Source organism: Aureimonas ureilytica (genome assembly GCF_001475935.1).
Taxonomy (GTDB): domain Bacteria; phylum Pseudomonadota; class Alphaproteobacteria; order Rhizobiales; family Rhizobiaceae; genus Aureimonas; species Aureimonas ureilytica_A.
Map to the genome: position 1 here is coordinate 158232 of NZ_LDQA01000028.1, position 24072 is coordinate 182303.

Annotated in this window: 25 protein-coding genes; 3 read left to right on the forward strand and 22 right to left on the reverse strand. The window is 64.5% G+C overall.

The features are described 5' to 3' along the window. Positions 1 to 120 precede the first annotated feature (120 nt). Positions 121 to 513: a type II toxin-antitoxin system RelE/ParE family toxin gene (locus NS365_RS23595; RefSeq protein ID WP_082684593.1), complete on the forward strand. Its 393-nt coding sequence runs from the start codon at positions 121 to 123 to the stop codon at positions 511 to 513. Further along, positions 494 to 847, forward strand: coding sequence for a helix-turn-helix domain-containing protein (locus NS365_RS13225; protein ID WP_058600751.1), 354 nt, complete (start codon positions 494 to 496; stop codon positions 845 to 847). Before NS365_RS23595 ends, NS365_RS13225 begins: the two co-directional genes overlap by 20 nt. A gap of 106 nt (positions 848 to 953) precedes the next feature. Here NS365_RS13225 and NS365_RS13230 read toward each other — a convergent pair whose 3' ends face one another. The 8 genes from NS365_RS13230 to NS365_RS13265 form a co-directional block, all read right to left on the reverse strand. Continuing rightward, positions 954 to 1403 carry a hypothetical protein gene (locus tag NS365_RS13230; RefSeq protein WP_153003765.1) on the reverse strand — a complete coding sequence of 150 codons (450 nt, stop codon included), beginning with the start codon at positions 1401 to 1403 and terminating at the stop codon, positions 954 to 956. Positions 1404 to 1442: 39 nt separating this feature from the next. Continuing rightward, complete coding sequence (locus NS365_RS13235; RefSeq protein WP_058600753.1) at positions 1443 to 2120, reverse strand: hypothetical protein; 678 nt, start codon at positions 2118 to 2120, stop codon at positions 1443 to 1445. Next, positions 2120 to 2911: a glycoside hydrolase family 108 protein gene (locus tag NS365_RS13240; RefSeq protein WP_058600754.1), complete on the reverse strand. Its 792-nt coding sequence runs from the start codon at positions 2909 to 2911 to the stop codon at positions 2120 to 2122. Before NS365_RS13240 ends, NS365_RS13235 begins: the two co-directional genes overlap by 1 nt. A 54-nt stretch (positions 2912 to 2965) precedes the next feature. Further along, the gene (locus NS365_RS13245) at positions 2966 to 6178 is read right to left on the reverse strand and encodes an SGNH/GDSL hydrolase family protein (protein WP_058600755.1); all 3213 of its coding nucleotides are present in this window, start codon (positions 6176 to 6178) and stop codon (positions 2966 to 2968) included. After that, on the reverse strand, positions 6178 to 6576 hold the full coding sequence (locus tag NS365_RS13250; protein WP_058600756.1) for a hypothetical protein: 399 nt from the start codon (positions 6574 to 6576) through the stop codon (positions 6178 to 6180). The genes NS365_RS13245 and NS365_RS13250 overlap by 1 nt, the downstream gene beginning before the upstream one ends. A 62-nt stretch (positions 6577 to 6638) precedes the next feature. Then, entirely contained in the window at positions 6639 to 7163 is a 525-nt protein-coding gene (locus NS365_RS13255; protein WP_058600757.1) for a hypothetical protein, read from the reverse strand. Positions 7164 to 7174: 11 nt separating this feature from the next. Further along, the gene (locus tag NS365_RS13260; RefSeq protein ID WP_058600758.1) at positions 7175 to 8275 is read right to left on the reverse strand and encodes a hypothetical protein; all 1101 of its coding nucleotides are present in this window, start codon (positions 8273 to 8275) and stop codon (positions 7175 to 7177) included. Positions 8276 to 8327: 52 nt separating this feature from the next. Continuing rightward, positions 8328 to 8591 (reverse strand): hypothetical protein, encoded by a 264-nt coding sequence (locus tag NS365_RS13265; RefSeq protein WP_058600759.1) that lies wholly within the window; start codon positions 8589 to 8591, stop codon positions 8328 to 8330. Positions 8592 to 8654: 63 nt separating this feature from the next. On the opposite strand from NS365_RS13265, the gene NS365_RS13270 reads away from it, so the two are divergent. Then, positions 8655 to 9071 carry a hypothetical protein gene (locus NS365_RS13270; protein WP_153003766.1) on the forward strand — a complete coding sequence of 139 codons (417 nt, stop codon included), beginning with the start codon at positions 8655 to 8657 and terminating at the stop codon, positions 9069 to 9071. A gap of 222 nt (positions 9072 to 9293) precedes the next feature. On the opposite strand, the gene NS365_RS13275 is transcribed toward NS365_RS13270, so the two are convergent. The 14 genes from NS365_RS13275 to NS365_RS13340 all read right to left on the reverse strand — a co-directional run bounded on the left by NS365_RS13275 (position 9294) and on the right by NS365_RS13340 (position 24041). Next, positions 9294 to 11321: a hypothetical protein gene (locus NS365_RS13275; RefSeq protein WP_058600761.1), complete on the reverse strand. Its 2028-nt coding sequence runs from the start codon at positions 11319 to 11321 to the stop codon at positions 9294 to 9296. Next, positions 11321 to 13576, reverse strand: a complete 2256-nt coding sequence (locus tag NS365_RS13280; RefSeq protein WP_058600762.1) for a phage tail tip lysozyme — start codon at positions 13574 to 13576, stop codon at positions 11321 to 11323. Before NS365_RS13280 ends, NS365_RS13275 begins: the two co-directional genes overlap by 1 nt. Then, positions 13576 to 14853 carry a tail fiber domain-containing protein gene (locus NS365_RS13285; RefSeq protein ID WP_058600763.1) on the reverse strand — a complete coding sequence of 426 codons (1278 nt, stop codon included), beginning with the start codon at positions 14851 to 14853 and terminating at the stop codon, positions 13576 to 13578. The genes NS365_RS13280 and NS365_RS13285 overlap by 1 nt, the downstream gene beginning before the upstream one ends. Further along, positions 14816 to 15289: a GNAT family protein gene (locus NS365_RS13290; protein ID WP_058600764.1), complete on the reverse strand. Its 474-nt coding sequence runs from the start codon at positions 15287 to 15289 to the stop codon at positions 14816 to 14818. Before NS365_RS13290 ends, NS365_RS13285 begins: the two co-directional genes overlap by 38 nt. Then, positions 15289 to 16899 (reverse strand): hypothetical protein, encoded by a 1611-nt coding sequence (locus tag NS365_RS13295; RefSeq protein ID WP_058600765.1) that lies wholly within the window; start codon positions 16897 to 16899, stop codon positions 15289 to 15291. Before NS365_RS13295 ends, NS365_RS13290 begins: the two co-directional genes overlap by 1 nt. Further along, entirely contained in the window at positions 16896 to 17579 is a 684-nt protein-coding gene (locus NS365_RS13300; RefSeq protein WP_058600766.1) for a hypothetical protein, read from the reverse strand. The genes NS365_RS13295 and NS365_RS13300 overlap by 4 nt, the downstream gene beginning before the upstream one ends. Beyond that, positions 17579 to 18352 (reverse strand): hypothetical protein, encoded by a 774-nt coding sequence (locus NS365_RS13305; protein WP_058600767.1) that lies wholly within the window; start codon positions 18350 to 18352, stop codon positions 17579 to 17581. The genes NS365_RS13300 and NS365_RS13305 overlap by 1 nt, the downstream gene beginning before the upstream one ends. Positions 18353 to 18431: 79 nt before the next feature. Further along, positions 18432 to 18920: a hypothetical protein gene (locus tag NS365_RS13310; protein WP_058600768.1), complete on the reverse strand. Its 489-nt coding sequence runs from the start codon at positions 18918 to 18920 to the stop codon at positions 18432 to 18434. A 10-nt stretch (positions 18921 to 18930) separates the two neighbouring features. Beyond that, complete coding sequence (locus NS365_RS13315; protein ID WP_058600769.1) at positions 18931 to 19896, reverse strand: phage major capsid protein; 966 nt, start codon at positions 19894 to 19896, stop codon at positions 18931 to 18933. 3 nt (positions 19897 to 19899) lie between these two features. Further along, on the reverse strand, positions 19900 to 20952 hold the full coding sequence (locus NS365_RS13320) for a hypothetical protein (protein ID WP_058600770.1): 1053 nt from the start codon (positions 20950 to 20952) through the stop codon (positions 19900 to 19902). Continuing rightward, positions 20949 to 21356 carry a hypothetical protein gene (locus NS365_RS13325; protein WP_058600771.1) on the reverse strand — a complete coding sequence of 136 codons (408 nt, stop codon included), beginning with the start codon at positions 21354 to 21356 and terminating at the stop codon, positions 20949 to 20951. The genes NS365_RS13320 and NS365_RS13325 overlap by 4 nt, the downstream gene beginning before the upstream one ends. After that, complete coding sequence (locus tag NS365_RS13330; protein ID WP_058600772.1) at positions 21353 to 21607, reverse strand: hypothetical protein; 255 nt, start codon at positions 21605 to 21607, stop codon at positions 21353 to 21355. The genes NS365_RS13325 and NS365_RS13330 overlap by 4 nt, the downstream gene beginning before the upstream one ends. Further along, positions 21604 to 21927 carry a hypothetical protein gene (locus NS365_RS13335; RefSeq protein ID WP_244498444.1) on the reverse strand — a complete coding sequence of 108 codons (324 nt, stop codon included), beginning with the start codon at positions 21925 to 21927 and terminating at the stop codon, positions 21604 to 21606. Before NS365_RS13335 ends, NS365_RS13330 begins: the two co-directional genes overlap by 4 nt. Continuing rightward, the gene (locus tag NS365_RS13340) at positions 21924 to 24041 is read right to left on the reverse strand and encodes a hypothetical protein (protein WP_058600773.1); all 2118 of its coding nucleotides are present in this window, start codon (positions 24039 to 24041) and stop codon (positions 21924 to 21926) included. Before NS365_RS13340 ends, NS365_RS13335 begins: the two co-directional genes overlap by 4 nt. Positions 24042 to 24072 lie beyond the last annotated feature (31 nt).

Genomic DNA, 24072 nt, shown 5'->3' on the forward strand with positions numbered 1-24072 from the left:
ATTGACAATATGCCAAAAATGGCATAGCGATAAAAATGCTAAGGGGAGGTCACACCATGCCGAGAAGCAAAGACACCAAACGATACAGAGACGGGGTGAGCCGTCCTGGGAGGGTAAAGCATGCCGAAAGAAGTCTTCTGGATGGGGAACAGTCGCGCATCAATCCGTGCATTCCCGCGTGAGGTAAAGCAGGAAGTCGGCTTTGCTTTGGATCTCGCCCAGAAAGGTGAGAGAGCAATCAATTCTATCCCACTGTCGCATTTCGGCAGCGGAGGAGTTATCGAAGTTGTTTCTGACTTCGATACAGATACATACCGGGCAGTGTACACGGTATGTTTAGAAAATGCCGTGTACGTACTTCATGCGTTCCAGAAGAAGTCTACGTCTGGCAGAAAAACACCAAAGCGTGAGATGGACCTTGTTAGAGCTCGCTTAAAGGCGGCGAAGGCAGATCATGCTGCGCGGCTAGTAGACAGAAATAAGGAGAAAGCTAATGCCAGAAGTGAGAGATGACACGGTCATCATCGAGCGAGGCTCTGGCAATGTTTTCGATGACCTTGGGATCGAAAGAGACCCTGTAGATGAATTAAAGGCAGCTATAGCCTTTCACATCACCCGGACAATCAAGGATCGAAAACTAACGCAGGTTCAGGTTGCTGCAATTCTAGACACCGATCAAGCGAAGGTCTCGAAAATCACCCGTGGGCGCTTGGACACGTTCACGGTTGATCGGCTGTTCAACTATCTATTCGCTCTCGGTTTCGATGTTGACATGAACCTGCGTAAGAGCCCGAACGCAGTTGGCCGATTTCGTGTGAATTCGGAACCTGTGAAAGTCGCGATCTGAAATAGCAGAGACTTTGGTGAGCCGGAGGAGGTCGCCTCTCCCGGCTCTCGATAACAAGAATGGATATGGCAACCACGTTGTTCGGCTTGGCCACGAATGCGTAGCATCACGGCCCCGGCACAATGCTCGCACGACGTCCGGTCGGGGTCTGCATCTCAAGGCGCTGCGTCAGGACCGCGATCTTCGTATCTACCGATCCGAGCAGCTGGTTCATTTCGGCAATGCGCTGGCTGAGCGTCTGGAGGCTGGCATCAAGACGGGCGTTGGTCTGCTTCAGCGCCTCTTCCTGGGCGGTGATGCGATAGGCGAGGTTCGGGATCGCCTCAACCGTCCGCGTGATAGCCGCAAACTTCTCGTTCGAGAGCATTTCGACGCGGGACTGGTTGCGATCGACATTCTCGACACGGTTTTCGAGTTTGCCATACCCGTAGATCCCAGCGCACAACATGGTGATCAAGGTGATGACGTTGCCGAGCGTCAGGTTGTTCGAAAACCAGCTTGGCTTCTGCATGTTGCCGCCCTCGCCTGTCGTGCTCATTCTCTCAACGTCCTGCAATCGCGATTGTTCGCCTCGCTGACGGCATGAAAAACGCCGCTAGAATATCGTCACGAGGTCTTGGAGGGGCCGCGACGTGTCGAAGGGAGACGGCGCGTCGATCGAGGTATGGCGATAGTCCTCCTGCCCGCGCCAATAGGCCGTGACGAACCTGGGCGCGACGGACGCGATATCTTCGACGCGGGTCTCGCCCGACAGGACGGACAGGACGATTTCCGACACCACGTCGTCGCGCACGTGCGGCGGGTAGGAGCGGCTGACGGCGCGATCGGCAGCTGCGAACAGGTCGCTCTGGCGAGCCGCTTGGACATTCACTGGCACCGCCTCGGAGCGAGGCGCGGCGGGCTTCGCGCGGGATCGGCGGATTTCGTCCTGCACCTCCTGGATGGCCGTGTCGAAGGCGGGATCGTCGCGGCGCCATTCGTAGAGCCTGCGCGTCGCCGGCACGTCGTCGCCCAGGCGATCGAGATAGCGGCGCTCCCGCAACCTCTTCAGGACAAGAGCCTTCAGGGCGTCGGTGCGCGGGAATGGTCGGCGCTCGTTGCGCTGGCCGGCCAAGATCGAGCGGCAGGCCGCGTCAAAGCCAGGATCGGCAAGCCGCCATTGGTAGACGACATGGCGCGAAGGCATCCCGTCGCCCAGAGCATAGGGCTTGACCCCTGCCCTCATGGCCGACAGGATCGCGTCTCGCAGGTCGGGGGTTCGCTCGTATCGCATCAGGCCTCGATCGTCGCCAGAGCTTCCACATCCCTCTGTTTACCGGCATAGCGCCCGCGCTGGTAGATGATCCAGCCGCCGAGCGCGCCGGCCACCAGCACGATCGGCAGCGCCACCTTCCAGTCGAAGGCCGCAAAGCTGGTCATGCCGCCGAGCGCCGTCTGTGCGACCGAGCTCCATGCGATCGAGGACTTAGCGAGCGGCTTGTCGAGCCCCGGCACGGTGGCCGCGATAATCTCGGGGATGAACTGCGTCACGACGCCGGGCGCTTCTGGAGGCTGCGCGGCCATGCGTTGCGCTTCCTCTTCGACACGCTTCACCCGCGCCATCCAGCCACGGCCGAAGGTGGTAAAGTTGGGCTGGCGGCGCATGAACTGGAGCCGCGCGGTGTTGAGCGCCGTGATGACGCCCTTCGGCTCCATGGCGTTCACGGCGGCGAGCGTCGCCGGCCCCATGACGCCATCCTGCTTCGCGCCGACAACGGCCTGAAGATAGCGGATCGAGCGCGCCGGCCCCGAGTTCACGGCGAAGTCGAAGGCGGCATAGTCCACGCCTGCCGGCAGGTCCGAGCCCATGACCTTGGCCCAATACTGGCGCTTGTAGATGACGGCCACCTGATCGTCGCTGATGCGCTTCAAATCCTCGGCCGTGGCGTCGGGCTTCACATAGCGCCGGAACGTGTCGAGCGTGACGCCCTTCATCGTCGGGCCGCCCTTGTCGTCGGGGTGGTTCGAATAGCCGCCCTCATCCTTCAGGACGAGCGCGATCGAGGGGCGGAAGTTCTTTTCCATGATTGCCTCCAGCGGGCATGAAAAAGCCCGGCGCTATGGCCGGGCTGGTTTGGGTCAGGCAGCGGCTTCGTAGGCTGCCGCAAGAGACGCGATGGACGGCTTCGCCGCCGTCACCTGAGCGGCCATCAGAGCTTGCGCCATCTGGTTGGGGTGGATGCCGTCGTTCGTGAGCGACAGCTTGACCGTGGCACCGGCAGCGTGGCCGAATTGAAGCTGATAGGTCGGACCACCGGATTTCGTGAAGTCGGCGAAGCTGGGGCTTCGGGAGGCAGGCCGCAGCGTGGTGTCGAAGCCTCCGTTGGCGTTGGCCGCCGTCGTCAGCACGTTGTAGCTCCGCTGAAAATCGAGCCCTGAAGAGCCGGTGTTGGCCGTGCCCGGCTCGAAGACCAGCGTGGCCCCAACGGGGGCCTGCGCGGAGAGCCTGACGGTTGCCGTGCGCAGGTCGAGGCTCTGAGCCGCCGCATCCATGAACGTTGCCGAGAACGCCTGCTCCTTCCACTTCGTGCCGTTGCGGATCGGCGCTGCACTGTCGATCGGCACGTTGATGAGGCCATCGCCGCCCGCCAGCACCCAGGCTGTCCAGTCGGCCCAAGAACCAGTCGTGCCGTTGTTGGCGTCGGCTGTCTGGTCGGCCTCTGTCGTCCAAGCGGTGTTGTTCGACGGGGCTCCGCCGAAGTTGGTCGAGGGCGGGGTCGTCGTCTGGGCGATCGGGATGCCCGGCCATGCCTGCCGGATAGCGTTGTACATGGCAGTCGCCACGATCTTCATCGCCGCGAAGCCACGATTAACGTCGTTCCGCCCATGCTCGCTGACGACGACGTTGAAGGGCGGCTTGCTCTGGCCGAGCGCGCCGAAGATCGCCTTCAGGTGCGTCACCAGGGAACGTGTCGGCCCGTTCACGCCCGCCTGCCCGTCGCCAAGATTGTCCTGGTAGACGGTGGACATGTTGGTCGAGAAGCGCGCGGCCGAGAAGACATCGATCCGTGCGCCCTGCGAGTTGGCGTTCAGACCCTTCTGGATGAAGCCGGACACGCCGCGATCGTTGATGAAGGGCACACCATCGGTCGTGTAGTCCGCGATGGACGTTCCGATGAGAAGGGCGACCGCGCGCCCGGCTGGACATCCCTTGGCGATGAAGCAGCTCGGCCCGAACATACCGCCGATCGGCGTGAAAACCTGCGTCTTGTTGGGCGTGGTCAGCGAGAGATCGCTGTTGCCGGTGGTCGAGCACTCGCCTGCGAGATAGCGCGTGAGCATGACCGGGAAGGCGGACCCATCGGGCGAGTTGTCGTAGAGGTCCAGCCAATAGTCGGTATCGGGCTGGAGCGTGCCTACAAGCGGATCGTGCCAAATGAAGTCGTAAATCAGCGGCTGAAGAGTGTAGCTCGCCGCACCCTTGAATTTGCAGACCTCCACGAGGTTATCCGACATGTCCCGGTATTCGGCACGCTGAATGGTGATCGCGAATTTGCTCGGGCGAACGCCATAGATCGACATCGCGCTGTTATCGAAAAGGTGCATTGCCTCCGTGAGGGGAACGCCCCAGGCAGACGTGCGAACCTTGACGCGTCGATAATGGTACTTGGAACTGACCGTGGCGGTGCCGCCGTCCCATTTGGCAACGTCGTTGTTTGTCGTGAAGGCGGCACTACCCGTACCCCAATCACCGGCCATGACGTGGCGGCTGGACGCGATCATGTAGCGGTTCGGCTTATCCGCGCTGAGCCCGCGATAAATCGCGCGTAGATCAGTCGCAGCGGCCACATGGGCGGCCGTGGCCGCGTGCGTTCCGTCCGTGCCGATCGATGCTTTTACAGCCGATCCTGAGAGGTGCGCCTTTCCAGGCGTGCCAAGCGCACCGTCAGCCGTGTTATTCCAAGGGTTGGAAGTGCTCGGGACGAACGACACTGTGAATGGAGATGCGGCCCCGGAGACAGACGCCACGCGCGGCCCGCCCTGCCCGCCAATATCGACGTTCGAAGCGTTCCCCGGCTCGAACACGAGATTGTCCAGAGGGTCGGGCGCCGCGCTGGTTTGAATGTTGGTCGCGCCAGCCACGACATCGGCCGTCAGGGTGGCGTTGAAGGCCGGGACACGCCACAGGCTCGGGTTCGACGCGTCCGCGCAGTAGCTGGAGAACGGGAAGATGACATCGGGGCCGCCATTCACGCCGCGTTCGGCGGCCAGGGCGGCGTTGAACTGGTCGCGGCGACCGCCCGCTTCGAACCCGGCGACCGGCGATTGGTTGGCGAGGTCGGTGCACTTATAGGTGTTGTCCGTCACGCGCGGCTGGATATTGCTCTGCGTGATCGTTCGAATGCCGCCCCTGCGCGCAGAAGCCCAGAGCGCGCGATTGTCCGACATGATCAGCGACAGATCGCGCGAACCGGCGAGTTCATTCGTCCCGAGCCCCATGTGCAAATCAGTGAAGCGCCCAGCTTCCAATAGCGACAGGAGTTTCGGGGAATTCGCGGTCTGTTCGGCGGTTCTGCCGCCGACCGCCGCCGTCATGAATGGGATCCCCTCGGCATAGGCGGCTCGCTTCATGTAGCCGCCACCTGCGCGGCCGAGACCGCCCGTATCGTTCTGCTGACGGCCGATACTGTCGAAGAGGAAAACGAGCGAGGCGAAGCTGCCGATAAGCGGGCCGAGCATCATCGAGGGGAAGAAGATATTGAGCGCGTCGAGCGAGCCAGAAGCGGCCATCGGCCCGGTGCTGTCGATGTCGTCCGGCAAGTCGCCGGGCGCCGCCCGCCAAGACTGGTTGAAGTCGGTCGAGTAATCGCAGTAGGGCGCGCTCTGACCGGTCACCAAGTCGAACATGTGACGATATTCGAGGAAGGTCCGGCCAAGGAACTGCGACGCGCCGAAGTTCGAAGGGAAAACCGGATCGCACCGGAATTCGGCCACGCCCGCCGGGATCGTGAAAGTGCGTGCGCCATTGTAGGTCACAGGCACAGGCCGGCCGTTATAGACGAGTGCTGCCTTCGTGATGGTGATGTCCTGCGCAGCGGCCACCTCGCGCTGCCCGAACGTGCCGCCAGTCCAGAACGGACAGAAGGTCGGCTGGACGAACGCAGGCGGGAAGACCCCGAACGGATAGGCGCGACGGCCCTTAAAGCGGGTCTTGCTGCCAGAGGTTGGCAGGACGTTGTTGCAGATCAGGCCGCCCATCACCGTGTTGACGAGCGCACCCGAGATGACGGGCGTCGATTTGCTGAAGCCAGGCGCCAGCGGCCAGCCGTTGAGAAGCGCGCGGGAAACCATCAGAGCCCCGCTAGATTCGAGTAGAAGCCAGCCGGCGAGCCCGCCGTCACTGACACGCGAAGGCTAGACCCCTGCCCGATGCCCAGACCGACCTGCCCGTTGGCCGAGAGCGTCACATCGGCCGAGTTGGCGGCGTTGCGCAAATTGCGCCATGTCACGCCGTCCTGCCCGAGCACTTGGAGCGTGGCCGTCGCGCCGTTCCACGCCGTCGCCTCCGCCGCCCAAAGGTAGTCGCCGCCCCGGATGCTCGATGCGTTGGTGAGGGTGCCGTTCACCGCGAGCGCGTAGACTTGCGGCGTGACGGCGGCAATTTCGCCGTTCCCGTCCACGGCAATGGTCGCTGTCGCGGTGACGGCGGTCTGCGGCGTCAAGCCGACGCCGGGTCGCTGGAACGGCATGGATGCCCCTCATGAAAAAAGCCGCGCTCGGCGGCCATGCTTTCGGTCTGAGGGGGTGAGGGTCAGGCGCTCGGCCACATCCCGTCGATCTGCTCGCCCGTCAGGCCCAGCTTGGACGACAGGAGACCGAGCAGCGGGTGGTTTCGTTCGAACGAGGCGCGGTAGCGCATTTCGATCCGCGCCTTCTCGGCTTCGTCGCCGGGCAGCTTGTCGATCTCGGCCGACACCTTGTCCTCGGTGATGCCGAGCTTCAGCGCAGCCAGCCAGAAGTCCGCTTTCTGCATCGGCGGGAATTTGCGCTGCTGAGGACCGAATGCGCCGTCCACGAACGATGAGCCGATGGCGACTGTCGCGTCCGTCTCGACCACTTCCATTCCGCCACTCGGCACGAGCATTGTCGGATCGGCCGCGCCGAGGACAACGGCGCCCTCGTGGATGATGTAGAAGTTCGTGCCGGGCAACTCCAACGGCGCGCCCCGCTCATCGAAGCGGCAACGCGAGTTGGCATAATTGGCCCAATCGGTGCCGCCCTCGTTGACGAACCGGCCTGTCTCAGTCTGGGAGAACTTCCCGTGCGACGTGATCATACGTGCCCCCATCAAGCGAAGTTAACGTTCTGCCAACCGGCACCGTTTGTGTAGCGTTGGAGCGTCCGAGCAAAGGCGGTGCCGCTAGAACCGACGCCAGTCAGAACTCTGTTTAGGTTTTCGCCAGTTCCGACCGTTACGACGCTGACGAGACGTAGATCGCGGACGCAGTTTGCGGAAGCATCGTTCGACACGTCGCGCAATGATGTGATGTTCGTGCCGGCTTGGGGGAAGTTCACGTTCCCGTCCAGCTGGAACACGACCATCTGGCGACCGCCGCTGCTGTCGATGAAATCGACATCGCCGCTCGACAGGCCTCGCCATGCCCAAATCCGAACCCCTGGCGTATGAAGCTGAAACTGCGGATCGGCTTTCTGAATTTGCAGATTGCCGGTCAGGGTGTCGCCGGTGCGCAGGACGCGCGCGCCGATGTAGGTTGCCAAGTCGCCCAGCTGCTTGGTCGAAAGGCTACCATCGGCGCCAACCGAAAGCTTGTCCTCACCCGTGCCAGCGTCTCGCAGATGCCAGCGCGAATCCGAAGTTACGAGCATCCCGTAACGGATGATGCCGGGGTAATGGAGGATGCTTTCCGGGTTGGTCTTCTGAATTTCGATGTTCGCGAGGCTGTTGCGCCCTTCCCGCTGCAACTCCTGCCCGTTGTAGGTGATGCCGGTCCCGGTCATATCAAGGGAGCCCTGAACAGTCGTTCCATCCAAGGTAAAGCGTTGTAAATGCAGGGAATTGTCGCTCAACTGGCTGAACAGAAGGCCGGCCGACACGCCGTCGCCCTTCTGGAATAGCACGTGCCGGTTCGCCTCCGCGCCCTGCGGATCGGTGCCGCGAACGTTGAGATAATGGCGGACGCCAAGTGCGCCGGTGAGCGTCCCGCCGGTCAGGTCGAGCTTCTTGGCAAGCTCGTCGGTGACGCCGAGATTGGCACGCGCACCTGCCGCGTCCTGTGCGCCCGTGCCGCCTGCCGTGATGGGCCGCGCTTCATTTTGGAGGGCGGCCAGATCATCGATGACGGTGTTGTATTTGGCGCTCTGGATCGTGCCCCCAGGCGCGCCGTAGACGTTTGGCGGAAGCTGATAAATGCCGTTGACGCGGGGCATGGCGAATCCATGAAAAAGGCGGCCGGTTCGCCGCCTGATGGCTGTCTATCTGTCAGGCCCCGAAGAGCTTCATCAGCCGAGCCGACAGTCCGCCGCCCGGCGCCATACCGCCCGTCTCGCGCATCCCTGCCCACGGGTCGGCTGGCGTCTTGTTCGCATCCATCGCGCGATAGGCCAGCGCCTGCGCGACTGCCGACATGCCTTGACCGACATTCTGCGCCGGCTGGGCCGCACCTGCCGCAAGTGCATCCATGCCGCGCTTCTGGCGCGCCGCGCGCTGCTCGGGCGTCTCGTTGCCGTCGAAGATGAAAGACATGTTGGCTCGTTGCTCGCTCTCAGATTGTGCGCCATATTCTCGCCGCAGTTTGTGGGGGATCGCATGAAAAGACGCGCAATCGCTGGCATGGCCGCACTATTGATGAGTTATGCCCCTGCGGCTGCGGGATCTGGTTATATCTGCGTCATCGAGAAAACTGTTGGCTTCAAGCTGAAGGGGAAAACCTGGGAGGAAGCGTTTCTAAAAGGCCCTCCCGAAATATACATCGTCCAGCGTCTCCCGAATGGCGCCATAACAGCGAAGCAAACTGGGTTTGAACTGGAAGGCCAATGCGTTGAGCGGCTTTTTGCGAATGGAACCGCGACAGGAAGCCTTGATTGCCAAGTCATGTTGACGGACCTGACGATCAACACGAAGTCTATGCGGTTTCAAACCGTCTATCCGATCGGGTATCTCGACGGCAAAGATACCGACAGCGACACGCCAAGCCTAGCGATAGGCAAGTGCACCACCCTTTGATACAAACTGGATATGCCGCCAGTCATCGAACACGATCCGAACGAACCACCGCCCGATCGGTCCAAGTCTCCTTGGCTGCTGGGGTTCGGGCTGCTTGCGTTCGCTTGGATCGGATATTTCACCCTTTGGTCTCCAGACTGGACGGGCATCGCCTTGGGCGCTGCGTCTGGGATGGGCCTCGCCGGCTGGGCGATCGAAATGACCGGAAACCGCGTCCCGGCCTCATGGCGCGGCAAGCCGCCCCGCTCCTGATCCGCTCAGAGCATTCATGATCGCAAGGGCGCGGCCTCGAACCGCATCGTTCGTCGTCCCCTTCGCCTGCGCGGCCTCGAGCACGGCGCGCGCTGCGCGTGGGTCGGTCTCCATTAGGGCTTGAGCAACACGGTTCAGAACCGGCGGCGGCAGGCCCTTTCCCTCGTTCAACGCCTGGGCGACGAGGGACATGGCAGCAGCGACCGGCCGACCTTGCAGCAGAGCGCTAAAGGCGCCGGGATCGAAGCGCGCCATGTCCGCCTGATCGGCCAGATTGTCAGCCGTCTTGGAGTTGCCCAACGCGGCGTGGTTCGTCTCGAACATGGTCTGTTCGCGTCCGAGGCGACGCATGAGCAGATCGCCCTCGCCAGGCGCTGCGAACGCCGGAAGCTCGCGGCGTGCACTTTCCGAGATGTAGGGCCGGACTGCGTTCGCCCCGGTGCCGGCCTTCCCTTCCGCTGCACGGATCTTTGGATCGAAGAAGCCGACACGCGCAGCGGCGCGGGCCTCGTCGTCAGGCAGCTGCTCGAACGCTACGAGGTTGTCGTCGACCCGAGTTCGCCCAGCGTCCATTTTACGGCCCAGGCCAACTGCATCGACTCGCGCTGACGACGTTTTGTACGCGTCTCGGGCAGCAGCATAGGTCGGCGACGTGCGCGCCAAGGCATCATCCAGAGCCTGCTGAACGGGCAGAAGCGCTTCGACTTCGCCGCCTCGATTGTTGTCCGCCGCGTCTCGGATCATTCGGTCGAGGTTTGTCTTCGCGCGGAAGGCCTGACCAACATTCGATGCAGTCAGGTTCTCTCCTGCGAGATAGGACCGAGCCGTCTTGAGGGCTTCGCGGATCGGATCGCGCAATTGCGCCTCGCCGGCCTCGATCGAGGAACGGACAGAAAGGTCGGTCGGCACCGCGCCTTGCGAGCGCGCGAACTGGTCAGCAAGAGGACTGATGCGGCTGTTCGCCTGCGCCACCGCGCCGTTCACGTCGATGGGCGCGGTCTCACTCATGACAGGGCCATAATTGATGCCAGCCTCAGTCGATCGAAGGTTCTCAAGGGCCGTCTTGTATTCGTCAGCTGTCATCGGCGAGCCTGACGCGTCGGAGAATGCGCCGGCCACCCGTCGCCCCTGCTCCATCTGGCGGGCCTCCAGCGCTTCGACGACACCCTGTCGGGCATCATTCGGCGTCCGCGTCACGGTGGACAGCATCCGCCGCCCAGAATGCCCGATCGCGTCGGCCACGTTGAACGCCATCTGGCCGTCCGACGACGCGTCCTCCAGTCGCTGCACCACGTCGTCGGCAGACACGCCGCCGCGCCGCATGGCATCGGATAGGGCGTTGTTGGCGAAGCCCTGCGGCCGAACGCGTGACATGAGCGGCGCGATAAGGGGTTTCGCTGCAGCAGTTGCGCCGGCCACCGCATAGGGGGCGGCAGACCCAAGGGCGAAACCGCCACCAATGCCTGTGACCGCGCCCCCAAGGCGTCCTTCAAAATCCTCGCCAGCGCCCACTCCCTGAACCCCGCCCATCAGCGCGCCGTCGATACCTGACGTGAACGCAGTCCGAGCAAGACCGGCCCCGCTGCGCGCAGCATTTGCAGCCATGGACAGACCCGCGCCCGCCAGCCCGACCCCTTGCGCCACGCCGCCCGCGATCTGGCCGCCGAGATAGGCGGTCGGATATTCCTTCTGCGCCCCGGCGAACTCGTCTCGGTTGGTCTTCAGCAGCTCGTCATAGGATCGACCCCGCCGGCCCGGCAGCTTGTCCAGTGCCCAATCAATGCCGGACGCGGCTTCATCAAGAAACGGGATGCTGTCGAGCGCGCCCAGGATCGCCGCGTCCGCGCCGGACTGAACGCGCGGATTCGAGGGCTTCTGAGGTTCGGGTTTGGGTGCGCCGTAGTGCGAGCGCATCGCGGTCTCGATCACATCGCCGGGCGTTCCTTCGGGGAACGAGAACGACGAGCCATCCGGCCCCTGAATGCGGATTTCCGCCATCACATCGGCTCCATCTTACCGGTCGCAGGGTTCCAGCGGTAGTTGCCCGCCGCCGGGGCGGTTGCGGCGGGAGCCGAGGCCTGCGCGGGAGCGGCACCCTGCGCGCCCTGACCGGCCATCATCTCGACCTTGGCGACGCCTGAGCGAACTGCATCGCGGAACTCGGCAAGCGCCGCCCGGAACTGCTGCTCGCTCTGGGCGGTGGACAGCTGCGCCATGGCGGCTTCGGCACGCTGGCTTTCGAAGTCGGTGATGGAGCCCTGCCCGCGCAGGAACTCGCGCGCCTGAAGGAAGGTCTGCCCTTGAAGGCGCTCGAGCTTCTTGTCGAAGTCCACCGCCCCTTGTCGGAAGCTTGGAAGGCGCCCCTGGAAGGATCCGACCGAGCTATCAAGGTTCGGGTCGTCGAGCACACTCTGAATCTGCGCGTCGATCTGCGATGCGACCTGCCGGACGGTGCCAAGGCTGGCGACAGCATCACCCTTGCTCTTGCCCTCAGCCTTGCCCAACTCGGTGTCGGCCGCCGCGCCCCGATTGTCCTTCGGAACCTGCCCCACAGGCTGGCGGGTGATCGGATCGTAGAGGACATAGTGCGTCCCGGCATCGATCTTGATGGGCTCTTTCGACAGCGTGACGCCCTCGGGCATTGCAGTTCGATAAGCCTTGCCGTCCTTCCCCAACTGGATCAGGACCGGGTTGCCTTTCTCGTCGATGCCGTATTGCGGATTCAGGCCGAGGTCGCTCGGGGCAGCGCCAGGGGCGACCGGGATCTGATGCGTTTCGCCGGTCATGGGGTTGAAGAGCGTGTCGTCGTCGAGGCGCTGCCACTGCTTCAGGGCGGCGTCTTGGCGCGCATAGCCTTCCTGACGGACGCGATCCTGGTAGGCGCGCTGATCCAGCGTGTCGGCGCGATCGTAGGCGCGAGCCTGCGACAGCTGCGACTGCCGCTGCGTCTGCTGGAGCATCATGGTCGCCAGCTGGCGCTGCTCGTCTGACGCCCACGGGTTGGAGATGATCGACATGAGCAGGCGCGGATCAGCACCGCCGGCTTGCGCCATCTGCACCGGGGCCGGCGCGGGCGGTTCGGTCGCGAGCGGCGGGGCCTGCCCGCCAACATCACGCAGCCCGGCCCAATTGTCCTGCGGCGGCACCGGGTTCGCGCCGACCTCGCGCGGTGCGGGGAGCGGCTGAAGGCTGGGGTTCAGCGCGGCAGCGACGGGCGACAGGCCGGCGGTCTTCGTAGGTGCGCGACCGGAATTGAGCGCCGAGGCGACCGGTGACATGCCGGCAGCAGCCATTCCCTGCCCGACAGCCAGATTTCGCGGGTCGATCGCCTCGGCCATGCCGGCGGATGGATCAAGGCTCGCTACCTGCACCGGGCCGCGCTGGGGGGCTGGCGCGGGCGCAGCGTCCTGCTGCTGGCCGAAACCCATGCCGGCAAGGCGCTGGGCGTGGCCGAAACGATTGTCCCATCCGTGGCCGCCGGTCGGGTTCGCCGCGCTCCAGCCGGCGGGGCGCTCATAGGAGATGCCCGCCGCAGCCGCCGACTGGATGTCCCGCGCGTTCTTCAGCTGCTCGCCGGCTCGCGCTTCGGAGCCCCAGCCCGGAAGGCTGCGCCATTCGGGATCGCCAAGACCCATTTCGTGCAGCGTGAAGTCCAGCTGGGCGTTGATGTCGCCAACGTCTCGGCCGGTGCCTTTGGCGAACGCCATCAGGTTCCGCGCGCGGTCGCCGTTGGCCTGCATGATACCGATGCTGTCAGAGCCGTCCTGCCCGTCGCCGGCATTGCGCGCGCCCGTGTTGAGCGAGCTTTCCTGAATGAGGTTGCCCGTGAAGCCTGCCGCCTGATGAGGGGCCAAGCCTTTCCCCAGGTAGTAGTTCATCACGTAGTCTTCGCGCTCGGCGGGCTTGAGGTTCGCCATCGCCTGACCGCTCGGGGTCGGGCTCGCGTCCGCAATCGCGCCGGTCGCACCGCCATAGCCGGCTCCTGCGCCGAAGGACGAGCCAGCGCCGGCAGACAGCTGGCCCCAGATATCCTTCTGCTTCTCGGCCTGAAGCGCCTCGCCCTCCGCGACCTTGTTCTGTGCCAGCCGGTACTGAAGCGCCTTCGCGACCGCGCCTAGCCCCTCGCCGACATTCCGGGGCGTGGACGAGCGCGCCGCGCCCGCCAAGATCGCTTCAGCGACTGCCCGGTTTCGGCGAAGGCTCTCGGGCGTCTGGCCGGTGTCGCCGCCGAAAATGAACGAGTTGAGCGACATTATGCGGCCTCCTGCATCACGCGGGCATAGTCCACAGCCTTGAAGCCGTCCGGACGATCGATGACCGCCTCGGGCACGACAGAAGCTACCTCGTCGGCCATGAAGCCCAGCTGGACCGCCCCCTTCCCGCCGTAGCGATAGGTGTAGACGCCGAGACCGCGCGGGCCGGTGCCGACGCGGCGAATGTCGGACTTCAGGCGACGGTCGGACGCCATGATTGCCGCCGAACCGAGGCTGAACAGGCCGCCCAGCGTGCTCTGCTTCTGTGCCTGTTGCTGCTGCCAAGCCGCCATGCGGGACTGATAGTTCTGCTGGACGAGGCCGGCATAATCGACGGTCGGGATAGAAGCGGACTGCGGGTTGACGAAGTTGGGCGTCGAGACCTGGGAGCCGGACGTGAGTGCGGAAATCTCGTTCAGGGGCTGGTTCCGAAGAGCGAACATCTCGTTCAGCGCGTTCTGGCGCTGCGTGTTCGCCGCGTTGAAGCGGTTCGTCTGCGAGGCCTGCCGGCGGTCTTCCAGATTGTTGTTCGCGTCCGTCGTCGTCTGATCGTTGGCGAACATCTGTTGGAGCGCGGAGTTCGAGAAGCTGGCGCGCTGTGCTTCCAGCCCGGCAAGGCGCGACTGTTCCTGCCCCGCGCCGAGAATGATCGACGTGCGCTGATCGCTCACGCCCCGGTTATAGTCGTCCATCGCAGACTTGTAGGCCTCGGAGCCCACGCGAATGCCCTGGTTCGCGAGCGAGGTTTCGAGCGCGCTGCGGTCGCGGGTCAGCTGCGTGTTGGCGCGGGTGAACATGGCATCCTCGACCCGCTGCCGATCGGCCGAGAAGTCGGTGCCATAGGTCGTCGCCAGCTGCGGACCGCTGCCATACTGCTTGTAGTTCGCCGCCTGGATCGTAGACGCATCGCCGCCGGCCGGGAGCCCATCCGCATTCACGGGCCGCGCCAGATACCCGCCCAGAAAGCCGGACTGCTGGTTGGCGATCTGTGCGAGGTTCAGGGACGAGGCGTCGTTCTGGTCCTTGATCGCCTGCTGCGCGCCTGAAAGCGTCTGCGTCGCGGTGTAGCGCGGGATGTTGTAGGTCCGGCCGGTCGTGGGATCGGTGAACGCGGAGGTGCCGGTCTGGCTGAACGACAGGGTGCCGTCCGGCGTGACCTGATTGTAGTTCTGGAGCGCGTTGTTCGCGATGGCCGTTGCGACGTTCGTTCCGGTCTGCGCCGCCGCCGTCTGTGCCGGATCAGGCGCCTGCGGAGCGCTCCCGCCCTTCTTGCCCATGCGTGGCCCCCTTCTGAAAGCGGCCCGAGCGCCAAGCGTCGTCCGTCAGCGTGAAAATGATCTCTCCCTCGTCGCGACCGCGCAGGCGAGGAATGAAAAACTCCGCAAACCCGAAAGCGCGAAGGATACGATGAAGGTGCGTGTTGCGCTCGGAGACGCGCAGGGCGACCAATTGGCAGCCGATGCCCTCGAACGGGTAGCGGAAGATGGCGTCGAGCACCGGACGCGTCAGCCAGCGGCGCGACAGGCTGGCCGAACTCATCTCGATCACGCCGGCCTCGGGCTCCCATCCATGGTAGAGAACCCCGGCGACGAGCCGCCCGTCGTCGTCGAGGACCCCGATCCCACGCGCGTTGGCGAAGGCGGTTCGGTCGTTCGGCAGCATCATCGACACGAACTCGATCACGGCTCGGTCGTCTCCGTAGAGAAGCCGCATCAGACGATCACCCCGCCCGGCTCGTAGCTGACATCGATGCTCAGAAGCTCGGTGTCGGGAATGGCCGTCAGCGCGCCGGTGATCTGGACCTGATACTGCATCACCGTGCCGCTCAGGCCGATCGAGACCCATGCCTGCATGATCGAGGCGGGCGGCTCGGGCGCATCCCATTTCGCCTCATCCCATTTGCCGGCGTCCCATTCATTCGCGGTGACATTGGTTGCGGTCGGCGGCGGCGCGGGTAGCGCGGTCTGATAGTCCATCGAGGCCGACACTCGGTCGATGAAGGGCGTGGACGAGCGATAGGTGGCGCGCGCCTGCCGAACCGACTTCAGCACGCCGCGCGAGCCGAGGTGATCCGGGTTGCCGATCAGCGTGTAATAGATCGCCGCGCCATCGTCGTTGCCGCCGATCTCGGCTTCCTTGATCCGCCCGTCGCCGGTCCCAAAATAGAGCCGGCCAGCGTGCAGCAGCAGGCAGCGCACATCCCAATTCGTGTAGCGGCACCACGCGCCGGTCACGGTGTTGACGACGAACGCGGACGGCTCCTGCCCAGGCGCGGCAATCGGCGTCGAGACGATCGCATAGCCCTTCTCGGGCCACTTCACGACCTCCCAAGGGAGCGTTCGCCGATCGCGCGCCGCATCCTGCCAGTCGCGGAAGATCGGCTTGGAGATGGCTGCGAAGTTCAGGACGCTCGGGTCTTTGTTCACCGCCTCGCTCAGCGGGATCATGCCGTCTTCGGTCGCAATCACCAGATCGCCGCCGGCATACATGATCCCGCGCGGCCCAAGCGGGCGGGTGACCTCGTAGCGTCCCTGGAGAGACCATGACGACGCAGAGCTCGGGTCCGCGCCCGTGTAAACGGCGACCTCACCCTCTGTCGTGACGAACACGCATTTGTCGTCGAGCCCGTCGCCCGTGTCCACCGACCATGTTGCGCCGAACAGGAGCGCCCCGCCGCGCTGGAACACGCCGTTCATGTCGATCAGCTTGGCCTCGCCCGCGATCGAGTTGACCGGCAGATACCAAGCCCGCAGCGAATCTGCCTGGATGAAGAATTCCCGGTTCCGGTACACCCAGACATGCGACAGGAGGGAGGTCGAGACGCCCGTGATGGCCGGCGTCGATGTGCCGGTGATCTTCTTCCAGCCCTGCGACGGCTCGAACAGCAGGAGGGGGTCCGCGCCGTTGACGGCGGTCAGGAACGCGCCGCCCGAGGTCGTGAAGTTCTGGAAGGCGTAGTAGCCCTTGGTCTGCCCCGAGACCGCAGCGGCGGGCGGGACGACAGGATCGGCGGGCGTCGAGACATCGAAGATTGCGGTCTTGGACGCGGCGAACAGACGGCGCGCCGTCGATCCGTTGTAGGACATCAGGCTTGTGACGGGATCGCCGGCAAGCGAGATGGTCGCCCGTGTGATCGACCCGCCGCGCAGCGTGGCGCCGGTCTGCGTCGGCCGCCAATTGTCCATGACCAGAGCCGTGCCGGGCGATGCCATGGTCAGGTTCTCGGACGTGTTCCAGCCGCCGATAGGTGCCGGCAGGGTCGCAACGCGCGCACCACCGCCCCGCTTGCGGCTGGCGTTCATGGCGAGGCGGCGGCTCTTCATGGCGCGTCCGAGACTTTGCCGGGCCAGGTGTTGCCCCGCGCGCGGCACGTGTTGCCACTGACGATCGAGAGCGAGCCGCGATCCCGGCGCATCAGCTGCGCAAGCAGGATCTCATAATCGGAAAGCTCGGCCGTGAAGTCCTGCTGCTTGGCCTGCTTCCAGAGATAGATGGTGCAGAGCTTCAACAGGCGCTCGTCGAGGACGAACGTGTCGGTGTCATCGGTGAAGGCCGTCTTGTTGCCCGAGACGATCGTGTTCTTCACGTAGAAGAAGCGCGCAGTCTCGCTCGACGACATCACCGGGCGGATGTGCAGCTGGTCGCCGAAGAGGCACCAGACGCCGTTGTGAGGGACGACAGGCCGGGTGTCGAGCGCCAGCCAATCGTCCGCGTCCGCCAGATGGATGATGTTGTCCCGCACGCGGCTCGACCAAAGCGCGCCATCCATCTTCATGCGTCGGAAGTCGGACGGTAGGTCAAAGGCGTCCGCCGTCCCGTTGCCGGTGATCGTGTGGGTGCGCAGAAGCCGCTGCCAGTCGAAGGCGTCGGCGATGGTGGCCGCCGCCTCGTTGACGACGGCCTGCATCTCCGTCCACTGCCGGTCTGTGCTGGCGAAGACGGTGCTGGGGCTGGTGAGACCGAGCACCATGCTCGCCGCCTGGACGACGGACAGGACGGTCATCAGGCGGCCTCAGCCGTCAGCAGGGCGCGCAGCTTCGGCAGACCCCATTCCGGCTTGAACGAGACGCCCCGCTTCTCCAGTTCGGCGCGGATCGTGTCGGCGTCGGCGGTGTTCACGTCGAAATCGTCGCTTGCTGCAGCCTTGGGCGCGCCGAGCAGGCCCTTCAATTCTGCCAGCTGATCGCGCAAGCTTTCGAGTTCGAGGTCGCGCGCCGCCTCGCGCGCCGCCGCATCTGCCGCGCCGACGTTTTCGAGGAACAGCTTCGCCTGGGTGCGCAGATCGCGCATGTTCGGCAGGCGGACGCGATCGATTTGGGATTCGGAGAGGTCGCGGACCTCTTCCACGCTACGAATGCCGACCTGACGGAAGACTTCGACCTGATCGGCATTGATGCCGGGCCACGCGGCGAGCGGCGTGCCGCTGGAGGGAAGCTCTTGGCCCTTCATCCACGCCTCATAGGCGGGCTCGATCTGCGACCAGCGCGCCGTCATGAAGGCGAGCTTTGCGCCTTCCTCGTCGTTGCCCATGCGCTCAGGGTCGGGCCGCAGATGGCGAATGCGCTCGATGTTCTTCGTGTTCAGCGGCGAGTGCGCGGGCGCGTAGATCGCCCAATCCTCCCGCTGCATCTCCATGACGCGCCGGCCCTTCTCGTCGACCAGGAAGCCCTTGTCGTCCACCGTGTCGTTCAGCGGGTCGGTGCCGTGCTTCGGCAGCTTCTCGTAGGTCGTCTTGAAGCCCAGAACCCGGATCACGGGCTTTTCGTCGTTCGCCATCGGGCGCTCCTGTCTCGGAAATGAAAAAGGGCGGACCCGGAGGCCCGCCCTGCGTTCCATCTGTCGTGTGCGACCCCGATCAGTACGGGAAGGAGCACATCACCTGCTTGCCCGCCGCGTTCACGGCATAGGCCACCACCGAGTCCGTCACGGCGGCTGCGACCTTCAGCGTTCCGTCCGTGGTCGTGGACAGGACGAGCGACTGGCCGCTGGCACCGGAGACGAGCGCCGGGGTCAGCGTGGCGAGACCGCCAATCTGAATCCAGCAGTATTCGCCCGAGGCCACGTCGGACATCAGGATGCCCGCGCCGAGACCGGCCGTTTCCGACACGTCGGAGGTGACGACGTTCGTCAGGCCGGTAGAGACGCCGCCGGGGGCGTAGAAGCCCGCGACGTTGCCCTTCACGCCCGGCACGTTCACGCCGGCATTGTACTGAACGAACCGATAGCGGCGGTTGTCGTGGCTGACGTAGATGTCGCCGATGCCCGGAACGGAGCCGCTTTCGGCCCCGGTCAGCTGCGCCTGCGTCCACTTCTCGCCCAGCTGGGCGCCAACAAAAGCGGTCATGTCGGCCTCCTTATGCCGCGTCGAGCAGGACGCCCTGCAGCGAACGGTTCGAACAGGCCATGTTGCCCATCCAGTAGTAGGGGATCACGATGGCGTCCTGATTGATCGGGCGCTTCTCGTCGTCCTGCGTCCACTGCGCATCCTTGTGCTGGAAGATGTACAGGTAGTCGGTGTTCAGGAAGTAGGCCTTCTCCGCGTTGGTCGCGAAGTTCGCGTTGTCGTCGAAGATCACGTCGGCCGTCTTGTACTTCAACCCCGTGAAGCCGGCCTGGGCCTGATCGGCGTCGGTATAGCGCTGCAGCTGCTGCTGCGAGGCTTCGAAGACGCTGTAGAAGTCGTGGGACATGACGATCACGTCCGGCTTGTCCGCGCCACGATTGAGCGGAAGCCAGAGGCGGTTCATCTCGCCGACGATCGTGTCCTTCGTGTAGGCGTCGGTTCCGGGGATCTCGCGGAACTTGTTGCGCCAGAACGCCCACGTCGCCGCATCCAGACCGCCGACCGTGCCCTGCCCGTTCGACTGAACGATGTTTGCGAGGCCGTTGGTCTGGTAGGCCATCGAAGCGTCGGAATAGATGTCCACGGCGAAGTTGTTGGCGGCGGTCTTGAGCGCGTTCGCCTTCTTGGACTTCACCAGATTGACCATCGCGGACTTGCCGCTGTTCTGGCGAAGCTCGCGGCCGGACGACACGACATGCAGAGCGATCTGCGCCCAATCGAACTTCGCCGACGTGATGATGTCAGAGGCGTTCGTGTTCAGGGTGTCGTAGCCGCCATACCGCTGATAGGTCTGGTTCTCGGCATATTCGAGCGGCACCTGAATTTCCGTGCCACCATCCAGCGTGCGGATGTTGCCCTTCTTCTTCAGGCGGTTGAGCAGAGCATTGTGCTTGCTCACGTTGTCGGCAACGTCGGTTGCCGAATTGCGCATGGTCGTCGAGACCATCTGCGTGAAAACTGCGGATGGGGTCGCCATCGTTTATCGGTCCTTCTGAGCGTCGTCGAACGCCTGGGCGAGAAGCTCGTCCTCGGTCAGGTTTCGCGACTTGCCGGTGGATGTTGAGGTGACGTTGACGCTGGCGGCGCGCCGAGCGTCGGCCGTCCGCCTCGGGTCCGGCGCGGCAGCGGCCGGTTTCGCGGCGGCTGCGGCTTTCGCCCTCAGGTCGGGATCGGCGTTTACGGCCATGTCATAGGCCCGGTTGAACACGGCTTCGTTCGAAGCGGCGTCACCGAGCTTGGACCGCGCCATTCTGATGAAGTGAACCATGTCCGCTTCGGCGATTGAAGCGTAGAGCGGCTTGTCCTTCGACAAGCGGCTGATTTCCTCTTCCGCCGCGCGGGCCGTCTGGTCCGCGTCCAAGGTCTCCCGCACCATCGCCTGAACATCGGCGGGCTTCACGCCGGCCGAGGCCTGGGGCTGCGGTACGGGAGGAAGTCGGGCTTGGCCGGTCAGGACGGCAACGAGCATGTCGCGCGCCTCGTACCGGTCAGCAATCTGGATCAGGGTTCCGATGGGGTCCGCGTCCAGCTGGCGCTGCACTCCCATCAGGAAGTCCACGGCGAAGGTCGGCGTCACCGCGCGCCCGTCCGCCATCTGGCGACCCTCGAACAGGTCGCGGTTCTTCTCGATCACGTCCACGAACGGCTTGAACGCGCCGATCTGACGACCCTGCTCGGACATGCGGGCGTGAAGCTCGGTGTCGCGGGCGGCGATCTTCGCCTGAACATCGGCCGGGATTTTCTTCCAGTCCTCGTCCATGCCGTTCCAGTTGGGCGGCAGAGCAACGGCAGGCGTCTGGGTCTCGGTCGCGGTCTGGTCGTCACCACCCTCTTCGCCTTCTACGGCAGCAGGTTGAGCGTCATCGCCGGCCGGTTCGTCACCACCCTCGCCGGACGTGAACTTGCCGTCGTCGCCGCGCGCCGCGCCGTTGTCGCGCTCCAGCTGGTCCCAGACCGCACCGAGCGCGTCGTCATCGTTCAGCGCGGAGAAGTCGGGCGCCGCCTCGGTCTGGATGGCCTGAACGTCGCTCATTGGATTGTCGCCCCTTCTTCAGCGGTACCGCCCATTTCGTCGTAGATGCGGTTGAGGTCGACTTCTTCCTGGCGAGCGCGGGCTATCCGGCGGGCCATATCGACGCGCATGTTCGCTTCCGCACGCGCCTGCTCGGCAGCCGTCCAGTCCTGCACCTCGGCCTCAGTCGGCCGAACATTCGCACGGCAAGCGGCCTCGATTTCCCGCCGAGTGCGCTCCCGCGCCTCGTAATTGGCTGCCGCCTGAGCAGCTGCGACCATATCGGCGCGAACGATCTCCTCGACGAAAGCCGTCGCCACGCCGAAGATGAGCGCTACGTCCGCCGAGGAAAACTCGGAGTCCCGAGCCGTCTCGATGATGAGTTTTCGGCGAGCCCATGTCAGATGCGTGGGAAGCTCGCTCATCGGACGCCACCCCGAGCCAATCCGGCGCTCTGCTCAAAAATCGTGCCCAACCCTGCTTGGGCCTGCGGATTCGGCACAAACTGAGAGGCGAGCGCGTGGCGCTGCAGTTCATGGTTTTGCGCGAGATCAGTCCGACGCTGAATGTTGGCGAAATGGTCCTTCGCCAAGAACTCCACCGCCTCGATCAACTCTTCGCGGCTCAGTTCGGTGAGCGGCTTGGCCTTCCAGCAGATCACTCGGGAAATGCTCATCGAAACTCCTCGCTGACCTGCAACCCGCGCTTGGCGGCAAAGGCCTTGTTCCTGATCTTGCCGCCGGTCGGGCTCTTGAAGTCGCCCGCTTCGACGCAGTTGTTCCGCTTCAGATCCTCGCGGCGCTCATGCCGCGTGGTGATCGTCCGCCCGTCGATCGGGCTCGTGTATTCGGGCATGACCGGCGTCATCTGAGGGATCGCCAGCGGGCCGTCCGGCACCGTCATCGGCTCGCCGGTCGCCCGGTCTCGAAAGCACCCATCCCGCCAGACATACCGATCGGCCATCGCACCACCCGAAATGAAAAACGCGCCGATCAAGCCGGCGCCGGTCCACCGAATGAGGGAGGCGCGGGCGGCGTCATCAGCTGGCGCTGCTTCAGGCCGAGTTCGGCGCGCTTGATCTCCAGGTCGAGGCCCTTCAGCTGGAGGTCCATGCGCTTGATGTCCTGATCAAGCTGCTTGCCGGCGATGTCGGCCTGACCGGTCGCCTGCTTGATCTGGCCGTCGATCGCCCTGTTCTGGAGGTCGGCGTACAGCAGCTTCGCCTTGCCCTCCTGCTCGGCCTTCGCGGCCTCGGCAGCGGGATCGGTCTTCGGTTGTCCGGCAGCTTCCTTCGCCTGCGCCACCATCTCGTCCAGCGCGTCTTCGACCGATTTGCCCAAGTTGAACATGCGGGAGAAGGACGAGAAGATTTCGACGGCGACGTTCATGGGCAGCGCGCCCTGCTGCACCAGCGGGCCGACAGCGGCGAAATAGCCCGACGCGGCAGTCATGAACTCGGTCGCCTCCTGCTTCTGGCGCGTCAGGTCGGCCTTGATCGTCGAGTCCGTCTCCACGTCGATGCGATAGTAGGTCGCCACGCGCTGGCGCATGAGGGCTTGCAGCTGCATGAGGTGCTGGAGCTTGGCCTGTCGCGCCTGCTGGAACACCTGCATCGCTTGCGGGTCGGGCTGGCCGGTCTGCGGGGTCGGCTGAGGCGGCATCGGCGCGGGCGCCTGCTGCATCTCTTCAGGCGTCGGCTCGATCTGGATTTCGGTCATGGCGGTGAGCGTGGCCGGCGAGAACTTCGTCGGGATGATCTCGGCCATCATCAGGAACAGGTCGCGGGCGGCCCGCTCCATCATGCGCTGCATCTTCTGGATTCGCAGCGAACCCCATTGTGCCTTGATCTGCTGCGCGCCCAGCGTCTCGGCCGCCTTGGACGCGCCGCGCACGATGTCCGAAATGCCGGTGATCTCGTAGATGGCCTGCTTCGTCAGGTCACGGTTCTTGTAGAGCTCGGCCAGGACGACGACGAGCTTTTCGACAGGCCAGAACGCGATGGCGCCAGCGATCCCGCCGTTCTGCGCCCACTGTTCGAAATCCTTGATCGGCACGAACTCGTTGTCGTCAGCGTCGAGAAGCGACTGAAGCTCGGTCTGGTCGCCCCCATACCAGCCTTTGACGCGCAGTTGCTTCGTCACCATGCGAATGCGCTGCGTGGTGATGTCTAGTTCGTCGGCCAGCTTACGGTAGATCGAGAACGGGTTCACCGGCATGAGCCGGCCCGTGACCTCGATGGGCTGAACCGGCGTCGCGATCGGGAAGAAATTCGAGAGCCCGAGCGGGTCGTCTACCATCTTCAGAATGGTGCCCTGCCCGGCCGAGATAAACAGGACGCGCTTCGTCCGCTTGTCCCAGACCTCCCAGACGATGCGGTCGGCGTCGTCGTCCTCTTCGACCTCGCCCGGCTCGGCCTGGGAAGACACGAGGCCGGCGTCGGCAAACCCGGAGATGTCCTCCTTCTGCATCGCATGGCGGAAGGCCCACCAAGGCACATCGCTCCAGCGCCGGGCCGGGCCATGCCTCGCGTCCCGCCAGCTGACCGCCTCGAACGAGATGCGCTCGTTGGACTGCTGCGCGGCTTCAGTCGGCTCTACCGGGGCTGGCGCGTCCGATGCCGCCTCGTCGCGCTCTTCCATCTCCGCGCGGCCGGTGTCGGCATCCACGAAATCGCTGTGAAAGCGCAGACGGATCAAGCCGCGCCCGGCCAGGAAGCCATCCTGTGCCATGCCTTCCATCTCGACTTGCAGCTTGCCGTCATCGACCTGAACGCGGATCGCGCGCTCCAGCATCTCGGCGAAGTCCTTGGCGACAGGATCGTCCGAGCCATAGCGGCGGCGCACATCCGGGGCCGGGGCCGAGTTGATGACGGCCGGAACGATCGTCTCCACGTTCGCGAAGAGGATGTTGAAATCGTAGTTCGTGGAGCCGGGCGCTTCTGTGTTCTCGGCCGTGGACCGCTCACCCGTATAGGCCGCCGTCGCCTTCGCCGCGTCTTCCAGCCAGTTCTTCTCGCGCTTCCCGGCGTCTTCGATCCGGCCGAGCCATTTGCGCGCCTCGTCTCGCAGTGCGCGGCCCTGATCGGTCTGGCTATCGGCGGTCTTGGACATGCGGCCCCTCAAAGAAAAGCCCTGTCCGGCG

Coding starts and splice junctions, on each gene's coding strand:
- NS365_RS13270 (WP_153003766.1), top strand. CDS start 8,655: ATGAAAAGACGCGCAATCGCTGGCATGGCCGCACTATTGATGAGTTAT.
- NS365_RS13280 (WP_058600762.1), bottom strand. CDS start 13,576: ATGTCGCTCAACTCGTTCATTTTCGGCGGCGACACCGGCCAGACGCCC.
- NS365_RS13245 (WP_058600755.1), bottom strand. CDS start 6,178: ATGGTTTCCCGCGCGCTTCTCAACGGCTGGCCGCTGGCGCCTGGCTTC.
- NS365_RS13320 (WP_058600770.1), bottom strand. CDS start 20,952: ATGAGCGACGTTCAGGCCATCCAGACCGAGGCGGCGCCCGACTTCTCC.
- NS365_RS13340 (WP_058600773.1), bottom strand. CDS start 24,041: ATGTCCAAGACCGCCGATAGCCAGACCGATCAGGGCCGCGCACTGCGA.
- NS365_RS13250 (WP_058600756.1), bottom strand. CDS start 6,576: ATGCCGTTCCAGCGACCCGGCGTCGGCTTGACGCCGCAGACCGCCGTC.
- NS365_RS13290 (WP_058600764.1), bottom strand. CDS start 15,289: ATGCGGCTTCTCTACGGAGACGACCGAGCCGTGATCGAGTTCGTGTCG.
- NS365_RS13285 (WP_058600763.1), bottom strand. CDS start 14,853: ATGGGCAAGAAGGGCGGGAGCGCTCCGCAGGCGCCTGATCCGGCACAG.
- NS365_RS13275 (WP_058600761.1), bottom strand. CDS start 11,321: ATGGCGGAAATCCGCATTCAGGGGCCGGATGGCTCGTCGTTCTCGTTC.
- NS365_RS13315 (WP_058600769.1), bottom strand. CDS start 19,896: ATGGCGACCCCATCCGCAGTTTTCACGCAGATGGTCTCGACGACCATG.
- NS365_RS13225 (WP_058600751.1), top strand. CDS start 494: ATGCCAGAAGTGAGAGATGACACGGTCATCATCGAGCGAGGCTCTGGC.
- NS365_RS13260 (WP_058600758.1), bottom strand. CDS start 8,275: ATGCCCCGCGTCAACGGCATTTATCAGCTTCCGCCAAACGTCTACGGC.
- NS365_RS13240 (WP_058600754.1), bottom strand. CDS start 2,911: ATGGAAAAGAACTTCCGCCCCTCGATCGCGCTCGTCCTGAAGGATGAG.
- NS365_RS13325 (WP_058600771.1), bottom strand. CDS start 21,356: ATGAGCGAGCTTCCCACGCATCTGACATGGGCTCGCCGAAAACTCATC.
- NS365_RS13265 (WP_058600759.1), bottom strand. CDS start 8,591: ATGTCTTTCATCTTCGACGGCAACGAGACGCCCGAGCAGCGCGCGGCG.
- NS365_RS13305 (WP_058600767.1), bottom strand. CDS start 18,352: ATGGCGAACGACGAAAAGCCCGTGATCCGGGTTCTGGGCTTCAAGACG.
- NS365_RS13330 (WP_058600772.1), bottom strand. CDS start 21,607: ATGAGCATTTCCCGAGTGATCTGCTGGAAGGCCAAGCCGCTCACCGAA.
- NS365_RS13255 (WP_058600757.1), bottom strand. CDS start 7,163: ATGATCACGTCGCACGGGAAGTTCTCCCAGACTGAGACAGGCCGGTTC.
- NS365_RS13235 (WP_058600753.1), bottom strand. CDS start 2,120: ATGCGATACGAGCGAACCCCCGACCTGCGAGACGCGATCCTGTCGGCC.
- NS365_RS13300 (WP_058600766.1), bottom strand. CDS start 17,579: ATGACCGTCCTGTCCGTCGTCCAGGCGGCGAGCATGGTGCTCGGTCTC.
- NS365_RS13310 (WP_058600768.1), bottom strand. CDS start 18,920: ATGACCGCTTTTGTTGGCGCCCAGCTGGGCGAGAAGTGGACGCAGGCG.
- NS365_RS23595 (WP_082684593.1), top strand. CDS start 121: ATGCCGAAAGAAGTCTTCTGGATGGGGAACAGTCGCGCATCAATCCGT.
- NS365_RS13295 (WP_058600765.1), bottom strand. CDS start 16,899: ATGAAGAGCCGCCGCCTCGCCATGAACGCCAGCCGCAAGCGGGGCGGT.